Origin of the sequence: Bradyrhizobium sp. 2TAF36 (assembly GCF_052114925.1) — a bacterium.
Lineage (GTDB): Bacteria > Pseudomonadota > Alphaproteobacteria > Rhizobiales > Xanthobacteraceae > Bradyrhizobium > Bradyrhizobium barranii.
In genome coordinates, this window is record NZ_JBFRFR010000028.1 from 82,783 (window position 1) to 90,593 (window position 7,811).

8 protein-coding genes and 1 other RNA gene are annotated in these 7,811 nt (G+C 64.3%); 6 read left to right on the forward strand and 3 right to left on the reverse strand.

Annotated features, from left to right (window positions below; genetic code table 11):
• Both tkt and AB4Z51_RS17725 read right to left on the reverse strand, forming a co-directional pair.
• A complete protein-coding gene (gene tkt / locus AB4Z51_RS17720) occupies positions 1–1,986 on the reverse strand; it encodes a transketolase (RefSeq protein WP_441497698.1) in 1,986 nt (661 codons plus the stop codon).
• Between the two features lie 182 nt (positions 1,987–2,168).
• A complete protein-coding gene (locus AB4Z51_RS17725; RefSeq protein ID WP_256376459.1) occupies positions 2,169–2,303 on the reverse strand; it encodes a hypothetical protein in 135 nt (44 codons plus the stop codon).
• On the opposite strand from AB4Z51_RS17725, the gene AB4Z51_RS17730 reads away from it, so the two are divergent.
• The 5 genes from AB4Z51_RS17730 (at position 2,272) to AB4Z51_RS17750 (ending at position 4,782) form a co-directional block, all read left to right on the forward strand.
• Complete coding sequence (locus AB4Z51_RS17730) at positions 2,272–2,592, forward strand: DUF4164 domain-containing protein (RefSeq protein ID WP_020608063.1); 321 nt, start codon at positions 2,272–2,274, stop codon at positions 2,590–2,592. The genes AB4Z51_RS17725 and AB4Z51_RS17730 overlap by 32 nt on opposite strands.
• A complete protein-coding gene (locus tag AB4Z51_RS17735) occupies positions 2,589–2,972 on the forward strand; it encodes a cell division protein ZapA (RefSeq protein WP_028150902.1) in 384 nt (127 codons plus the stop codon). The genes AB4Z51_RS17730 and AB4Z51_RS17735 overlap by 4 nt, the downstream gene beginning before the upstream one ends.
• A gap of 59 nt (positions 2,973–3,031) precedes the next feature.
• A non-coding RNA gene (gene ssrS / locus AB4Z51_RS17740) (6S RNA) lies at positions 3,032–3,192 on the forward strand.
• A 191-nt stretch (positions 3,193–3,383) separates the two neighbouring features.
• On the forward strand, positions 3,384–3,980 hold the full coding sequence (locus AB4Z51_RS17745) for a 5-formyltetrahydrofolate cyclo-ligase (RefSeq protein ID WP_135214710.1): 597 nt from the start codon (positions 3,384–3,386) through the stop codon (positions 3,978–3,980).
• Positions 3,958–4,782 carry a TIGR00282 family metallophosphoesterase gene (locus AB4Z51_RS17750; RefSeq protein ID WP_028150900.1) on the forward strand — a complete coding sequence of 275 codons (825 nt, stop codon included), beginning with the start codon at positions 3,958–3,960 and terminating at the stop codon, positions 4,780–4,782. Before AB4Z51_RS17745 ends, AB4Z51_RS17750 begins: the two co-directional genes overlap by 23 nt.
• Before the next feature lie 206 nt (positions 4,783–4,988).
• Here the strand turns inward: AB4Z51_RS17750 and AB4Z51_RS17755 are convergent, their stop codons facing one another.
• Positions 4,989–6,056, reverse strand: coding sequence for a CobW family GTP-binding protein (locus AB4Z51_RS17755; protein WP_135214712.1), 1,068 nt, complete (start codon positions 6,054–6,056; stop codon positions 4,989–4,991).
• Positions 6,057–6,176: 120 nt separating this feature from the next.
• Here AB4Z51_RS17755 and AB4Z51_RS17760 point away from each other — a divergent pair, with 120 nt between their 5' ends.
• A complete protein-coding gene (locus AB4Z51_RS17760; RefSeq protein ID WP_063981030.1) occupies positions 6,177–7,274 on the forward strand; it encodes a cyclase family protein in 1,098 nt (365 codons plus the stop codon).
• Positions 7,275–7,811: the final 537 nt, after the last annotated feature.

The window sequence follows — 7,811 nt, forward strand, 5'->3', positions numbered from 1 at the left end:
TCAGCTAACGCGCTTCAGCACAGCGTTAACCGCAGCCTCGGCGGTAATGCCGAAATGCTTGTAAAGATCCTTCGCCGGCGCGCTCGCGCCGAACGAATGCATGCCGATAAATTCGCCATCCTGGCCGATCACGGCATCCCAGCCCCAGCGCACTGCGGCCTCGATCGCGACCTTCACCGGCGCGGTGCCGATGATCTCGGCACGCTTGGCTTCTGGTTGCGCTAACAAAAGCTCGAGCGAGGGCACCGAGACCACCCGTGACGCGATGCCGCGCTCGGCGAGCTGCTTCTGGGCGGCGACCGCGATCTCGACCTCGGAGCCGGAAGCGAACAGCGTTGCCTTGGCTTCGCCCTGGGCGGCGACCAGCTCGTAGGCGCCGGCCGCGCAGGGAATGTCGTTCGGCGCATTGGTGCGGAGCTGCGGCAGGTTCTGCCGCGTCAGCGCCAGCACGGTCGGGCCGTCGATACGATTGAGCGCAAGCTCCCAGCACTCGGCGACCTCGATGGAGTCAGCGGGGCGGAACACGCGCATGTTCGGAATAGCGCGAAGTGCGGCGAGATGCTCGACCGGCTGGTGGGTCGGGCCGTCTTCGCCAAGGCCGATGGAATCGTGCGTCATCACGTAGACGACGCCGGCGCCCATCAACGCGGCAAGGCGCATCGCGGGACGCGCGTAGTCGGTGAACACCAGGAAGGTCGCACCGTTCGGCGCGAAGCCGCCATGCAGGAAGATGCCGTTCATCGCAGCCGCCATGCCGTGCTCGCGGATGCCGTAGTGAATGAAGCGGCCCTTCGGCGTCTTGGCCGAGAAGGCGGTGGCCGACTTCGCCTTGTTGTTGTTGGAGCCGGTGAGGTCGGCGGAGCCTGCGAGGAATTCCATCGGCATCGCGCCGGCAATGACTTCGATCACCGCTTCCGAGGATTTGCGGGTCGCCGCGGTCATCGGCTTTTCCAGCAGCTCCTTCTTGTACGCGCGCACGGCCTTCGCGAGTGAGGCCGGACGCTCATGACGCAGACGGCGCTCGAACTCGGCGCGCTTGCGGCTGCCGAGCTCACCGAGCCGTCCTTCCCATTCCTGCCGTGCCGCCGCGCCGCGGCTGCCGGCTGCGCGCCAGGCCTTCAGCACGTCATCCGGCACCGAGAACGGCTCGAGCGAGATGCCGAGATTTTCCTTGGCGGCCTTGAGCTCGTCGGCGCCGAGCGCCTCGCCATGCGCCTTCGCGGTGCCGGCCTTGTGCGGCGCGCCGAAGCCGATGGTGGTGCGGCAGGCGATCAGCGTCGGCTTGTTGGATTTTTGCGCGCGGGTGATCGCTGCGGCGATAGCGGCCTGGTCATGGCCGTCGATCTTTTCGGCGGCCCAGCCCGCGGACTTGAAGCGCTTCACCTGGTCGACGGAATCGGAGATCGAGGTCGGCCCGTCGATCGAGATGCCGTTGTCGTCGTAGAGCACGATCAGCTTGTTGAGCTTCCAGTGTCCGGCCATCGCGATCGCTTCCTGCGACACGCCTTCCATCAGGTCGCCGTCGGAGGCGAGCAMGTAGGTGTGGTGGTCAACGATCTTCTTGCCGAACTCGGCGGCCAGCATCTTCTCGGCGAGCGCCATGCCGACCGCGGTCGAGATGCCCTGGCCGAGCGGACCGGTGGTGGTCTCGATGCCCTTGGTGTGGAAGTTCTCGGGATGCCCCGGGGTCAAGCCGCCGAGCTGGCGGAACTGCTTGAGCTGATCCAGCGTCATGTCGGCATTGCCGGTCAGATACAGCAGCGAATAGAGCAGCATCGAACCGTGGCCGGCCGAGAGCACGAAGCGGTCGCGGTCGGGCCAGTCGGTGGCAGTGGCGTCGAATTTCAGGAATTGCGTGAACAGCACCGTGGCGACGTCGGCGGCGCCCATCGGCAGGCCGGGATGGCCCGATTTCGCCTTCTCGACAGCGTCCATCGAGAGGCCACGGATCGCGTTGGCCATGCGGTTGTGGTCGACTTGCGTCATGTCTGAAATCCGTCTGAAATGAGGCGCTTGGCAGTGGTGCGGGCCGCGTGGGGGAAGCCTGGCGGCCACGGAAGGTTGGGCTGGGATAGCACCTCGGTTCCGGGAGTCCAAGGCAATCAAACGTCGGTTTGGCCGTAAAAGTTGCTTAGCAGTGCATAGTTTCGCGGCGGCGTTGCGCTCCGCTAGCTTGCCACGTAAATTTCTGCTTCTAACCGTTTGCCGAACCGAGTCTTTTGCCGGACGGCAAGCCCCACGGGCAAGGCCACAGGTTCCGCCGCTGACTGCATGAACGATCGCGTTTCAAACAGCTCTGCCATGACGGAGTCCTCGGCCGTCGAGATCGAGATCGCGACCCGCAGACTCATGGCGGCGCTCGACGCGCTCGAAAGCGCGGTGGAGCGGCGGCGCGATGCCGATCGCGACGAGAACGAGCTCGCGGCGCGAATCCAGGCACTGGGCGCGGATCGCTCGCGGCTTGCCGATGAGCTCGACGGCGCGCTGGTGAAGGCGCGCAAGCTCGAGCGCACCAATCGCGAAATCTCCGATCGACTGGATTCCGCAATCGTCACGATACGCTCGGTGCTCGATACCGGAGAGGACGGATGAGCCACATCAACGTCACCATCAACGGCCGGCAATACCGTATGGCCTGCGAGGAGGGCCAGGAGGTGCGGCTGCTCAAGCTCGCCGAAAGCTTGGAGACGCGGATTCAGTCGCTGCGCGGAAAATTCGGCGAGATCGGTGATGCCAGGCTCACCGTGATGGCGGCGCTGACCGTCTGCGACGAACTAGTCGACGTTGGCAACCGCGTCCGCACCATGGAGCAGGAGCTGACTGAGCTCAGGGATTTCCGCAACGCCGCCGTCGAGCGCGCCCGGATGACCCAGACCGCCGTGGTGAATGCGCTCAACGCCGCCGCCGAGCGCATCGAGAAGTCGACCCAGGTCCTGAACCGGACGGTGGGCAACGGGATCGCGATCGGCTGATTTTGGGCGGACCGCCCGTTGGGCTGGCGGTTCGTCAGTATCGTTGTTACATTGCGCGGGCGAGGCTGCGACGTGCGTCAGGAGCCATATATCCCCGGGGCCTTATCGATCCTTTAGGGAACTGTCCCTGGCCGGGCCCGTGGGCTCGGACATATGGTGCCCACCTACTTTCGTAGGGAACTCCGGGATCGAGTGCTTCAACGGCGTTCGCGGCTTCGCACTTTTGTTTGCTTGGTTTGTGCTTGTCGAAACAACTGCGGCCAGTTCGGTAGATGTCATGCTCCGGCTCGCCCGGGGCATTCAGTACGCCGCGGCCTCTGTGTGAATCACCACCGCCTCTGGAATGCTGGATCACCCGTCCCGGTGCGCAAGGGCGCACAAGGTGGGTGATGACGTGGGGGACCAAAGCGCATGTCCAATTCGAAAGCCGAACTCCGTGCCAAAGCCCTCGCGGCGCGCGATGCGCTGAGCGAGAAGAAGCGCACCGCCGCCGCCGCAAAGCTCGCCAAGCGCGGGCTGCCGTTCCCGCTTTTGCCCGGCAGCATCGTGTCCGGCTATTCCCCGATCCGCAGCGAGATCGATCCGCTGCCGCTGATGAAGGCACTCGCCGAGGCAGGCGCAAAGCTCGCGCTGCCCTGCGTCAGCGCCCGCGGCCAGTCGCTGATCTTCCGCATCTTCCATCCGAACGACCGCCTGATGCTCGGCCCGCTCGGCATTCCCGAGCCGTCGCCGGCCGCGGCCGAAGTCATCCCCGACATCATGCTGACGCCGCTCGCGGCCTTCGACCGTCTCGGCCATCGCATCGGCTATGGCGCGGGGCACTACGACCACACCTTCGCGCATCTGCGCAAGACCAAGCAGATCGTCGGCATCGGGCTTGCTTTTGCTGCCCAGGAGATCAAGGCGGTTCCGGCACTATCGCACGACGTCGCGCTGGATTATGTGCTAACGGAATCGGACGTGTTCGATTTCCGGAGTTCTGAAGTTGCGCATTCTCTTCGTGGGTGATGTCGTCGGCCGTAGCGGCCGCAACGCCATCGCCGAATATCTGCCCGGCATGGTCAAGGACTGGTCGCTCGATTTCGTCGTCGTCAACGGCGAGAATTCCGCCGGTGGCTTCGGCATCACGGAAGCGATCTATCAGGAGTTTCTCGATGCCGGGGCCGACGCGGTGACGCTCGGCAATCACTCCTGGGACCAGCGTGAAGCCCTGGTGTTCATCGAGCGCGCCGAGCGCCTGGTGCGGCCGACGAACTACCCGCGCGGCACGCCCGGCCGCGGCGCCGCGCTGGTGGAGACCAAGAACGGCAAGCATGCGCTCGTCGTCAACGCGCTCGGCCGTGTCTTCATGACGCCGTTCGACGATCCCTTCGCCGCGCTCGAGCGCGAGCTTGGCGCCTGCCCGCTCGGCGTTGCCGCCGACGCCATCGTCGTCGACTTCCATTGCGAGGCGACCAGCGAGAAGCAGGGCATCGGCTTCTTCTGTGACGGCCGTGCCAGCCTCGTCGTCGGCACCCACACCCATGTGCCGACCGCCGACCACCAGATTCTGTCAGGCGGCACCGCCTACATGACCGACGCCGGCATGACCGGCGATTACGATTCCATCATCGGCATGCAGAAGGAAGAACCGCTGCGGCGCTTCACGTCGGGGATTCCGTCAGGCCGGTTCGAGCCGGCGGCTGGTGTTGCAACGCTCAGCGGCGTTGCGGTCGAGACGGATGATGCCACGGGCCTTGCGCTAAAGATTGCACCGGTGCGCGTCGGCGGCCGGCTGGAGCCGGCGACGCCGAAGTTCTGGTTGAGCTGAAGTCTCACGGTATCGGCCACCCTCCCCTGGAGGGGGAGGGTCGCTACGCATGAAGCGAAGCGGAATGCGTAGCGGGGTGGGGTGACGGTCCTTCCGCGACGAACAGTGCCTGCGCGGAGAGATCACCCCACCCCGCTCGCGCTTCGCGCGATCGACCCTCCCCCTCCAGGGGAGGGTAAGAGCAGCGTCGCTCATTTCGACGCGCCTCACGCTGCCGCGCGAACCGCCTGCCAGAGATCCAACACGTCCGCACGCGCGATGCCGCGTGTGATGAACACGATGCGCGAGCGGCGATCGCTGTCGGGCCAGCCACCAAGCGCGACCGGCGGATGGAAGACGTGATGCACGCCATGGATCACGATCGGCGCCGGTTCGTCACGGAGATTGAGGATCCCCTTCACCCGCAGCAGGTCCTGGCCGCGCGCGTTGCGTAAATGCGCAAGCCAGTGCGTCACGGCCATCCAGTCGAGCGGCTCGTCGAACGCCAGCATGAAGCTCGCGATCGACGCATCGTGATCATGATGGTCATGATCATGGTGCGCGTGATGATCGTGATGCGCATGGCCGGCGTGCGCATCTGGTTCCGCGAAGGCCCGCTCGTTGAGCCAGCGCTCAACGTCTATCCTTTTCAGCTCGGGATCGATCAGGCCGGCGCCGAATAGCTGCGCGGGATCGATCTCGCCGTGACTGACGTTTTCGATTCTGGCGCCGGGATTGAGCCGCCGCAGGCGCAGCTCAAGCGCGGCGATGTCCTCGACCAGGTCGCTCTTGGTTATCAACAGCCGGTCGGCCAACGCCACCTGTTTCACCGCCTCATACTGCCGATCCAGCTGATGCGGCGCGTTGACCGCATCGACCGTGGTCACGACCGTGTCGAGCCGCAGGAAGTGCGAGACGAGCGGATTGTTGAGCAGAAGCTGCACGATCGGCGCGGGGTCGGCGAGCCCGGTGGTCTCGACCAGGATACGGCGGAACGGCGGAATCTCGCCGCGGTCCCGCTTCACCAGAAGGTCTCGCAGCGTCTGCTCCAGGTCGCTGCGGATGGTGCAGCAGATGCATCCGCTCGCAAGCACGGCGACTTCGCCGTCGACGCGTTCGACCAGGAGATGGTCGAGGCTGACTTCGCCGTACTCGTTGATGATGACGGCGCTGTCCTTCATGCCGTCGTGGCGCAGCAAGCGATTGAGCAGCGTGGTCTTGCCGCTGCCGAGAAAGCCGGTGATCAGCGAGACCGGAAGTCGCTGCGCGGATTTATCGCTTTCGAACAGGCCCATGGGAAGCTCTCGCGTCGGCCGTCTTATTTTTGTCGCTGGACAACAGCGTAGCGGAGGAGGAGGCTAGCGGAAACAATTTTAGAGTCAGACATTGTTCTGACCACAACCTGGGAGGGTGGAATGTCTAACGAGATCAATAACGTAGATCAAGACGGCGGCGGCTCCACGACGGATCGCCGGACCCTGCTCCGCACCGCGGGCATCGCCGGCGTTGCTGGAGCCGCGCTCGCCGGCTCGATGCACGGCAAGTTCGCGCTTGCACCGATCAGTGAGGCCCAGGCGCAGACTGCAACCTCCATGCCCAAGGGCACCGACAAGCCCTGGTGGCCATCGAAATGGGGTAAGGATGACGAGTCCGGCGCATCCAACCACATCACCCCGGCGAAGGTCCTCGACGCGGCGAAATGGATCAAGGACGGCAAGATCTACAAGATCGGCCGCGTCTACGAAGCCGCCATGCCGCTGTTTGGTGCGCGTATATTCGCACTGCGCATTCCCGGCAGCCCGACCGGCGGCCCGTTCGGTGACAATAAGATGGTCTATCACGACGAATTCCTGGCCACCGAGATCGGCCAGACCGGTACGCAGTTCGACGGCCTCGGCCATATTGGAGTCCAGCTCGGCAAGGACGGCGACAAGAGCGAGATGCGATTCTACAATGGCTTCACAGCTGCAGAAATTAGCGACGCATACGGGCTCAAGAAGCTTGGCATCGAGAAGCTTAAGCCGATCTTCACCCGCGCGCATCTGCTCGACATGGTCGCGCTCAAGGGCGGCATGATGGATGCAGGGCAGGAGATCACCTCGGCTGACATCAAGGCGGCGCTGGCGAAGCAGAACATCCCCGAGAGCGACATCAAGCCTGGCGACGCGATCATGTTCCACACCGGCTGGGGCTCGCTGTGGATGAAGAACAATGATCGCTTCAACAGCGGCGAGCCGGGCATCGGCCTCGATGCTGCGAAGTGGGTGGTCGAAAAGGATCTTGCGCTGACCGGCGCCGACACCTGGGCGGTCGAGGTGGTGCCCAATCCCGACAAGTCGCTCGCTTTCGTGGTCCACGCCGAGCTGCAGACCAAGCACGGCATCCACAACCACGAGAATCTGATCTTCGACGATCTGATCGCCGAGAAGAAGTATCAGTTCGTCTATTCCTTCACCCCGGCGCCCATCAAGGGCGCGACGGGAAGCAACGGATGTCCGATCGCGATTACGTGAGGACGAAGATCGGCGCGGGCGGGTGACGCGTCCGCGCCGATGTTATGGTTGAGCTGAAAGCGGCGCCACATCCTCGGTGTCGTCCCCGCCTAGTGCGCAATTGCGCACGGGGGCGGGGACCCATAACCCCAGGGAGTAGTGCGGGGCACAGTTCCCACACCGAGTCTTCGCCAAACTACTCCCTGTGGTTATGGGTCCCTGTGTCTTGGAAGCCTGTCATGATGGAGTGGGCGGGAAGCCGTTGGGTCCTTGGCGCTTGACGCCGTGATCCGGCCCGGTCTCCCGCCCGTTCCATCTATCAACCTGAACAGTTGCACGAGGCTGCAGCAACAGACCTCGCATCACAGGGACAGGCACCGTGATCATACCCCTTCGTTACGTCGGAATCGACGTCTCCAAACAACATCTCGATATCTTCGATGAGGGCTTGGGCGTGCCGGAGCGCATCGCCAACGCGCCGCAGGCCATCACACAGATCGTGGCGCGTTGGCGATGCGACGTGCTGGTCGTCTTCGAGGCAACGGGTGTCTATGATCT

Excerpts from the sequence above, each read along its gene's own strand:
- AB4Z51_RS17760 (WP_063981030.1), top strand. The coding sequence starts at position 6,177 with ATGTCTAACGAGATCAATAACGTAGATCAAGACGGCGGCGGCTCCACG.
- AB4Z51_RS17730 (WP_020608063.1), top strand. The coding sequence starts at position 2,272 with ATGAACGATCGCGTTTCAAACAGCTCTGCCATGACGGAGTCCTCGGCC.
- AB4Z51_RS17745 (WP_135214710.1), top strand. The coding sequence starts at position 3,384 with ATGTCCAATTCGAAAGCCGAACTCCGTGCCAAAGCCCTCGCGGCGCGC.
- AB4Z51_RS17725 (WP_256376459.1), bottom strand. The coding sequence starts at position 2,303 with ATGGCAGAGCTGTTTGAAACGCGATCGTTCATGCAGTCAGCGGCGGAA.
- AB4Z51_RS17755 (WP_135214712.1), bottom strand. The coding sequence starts at position 6,056 with ATGGGCCTGTTCGAAAGCGATAAATCCGCGCAGCGACTTCCGGTCTCG.
- AB4Z51_RS17735 (WP_028150902.1), top strand. The coding sequence starts at position 2,589 with ATGAGCCACATCAACGTCACCATCAACGGCCGGCAATACCGTATGGCC.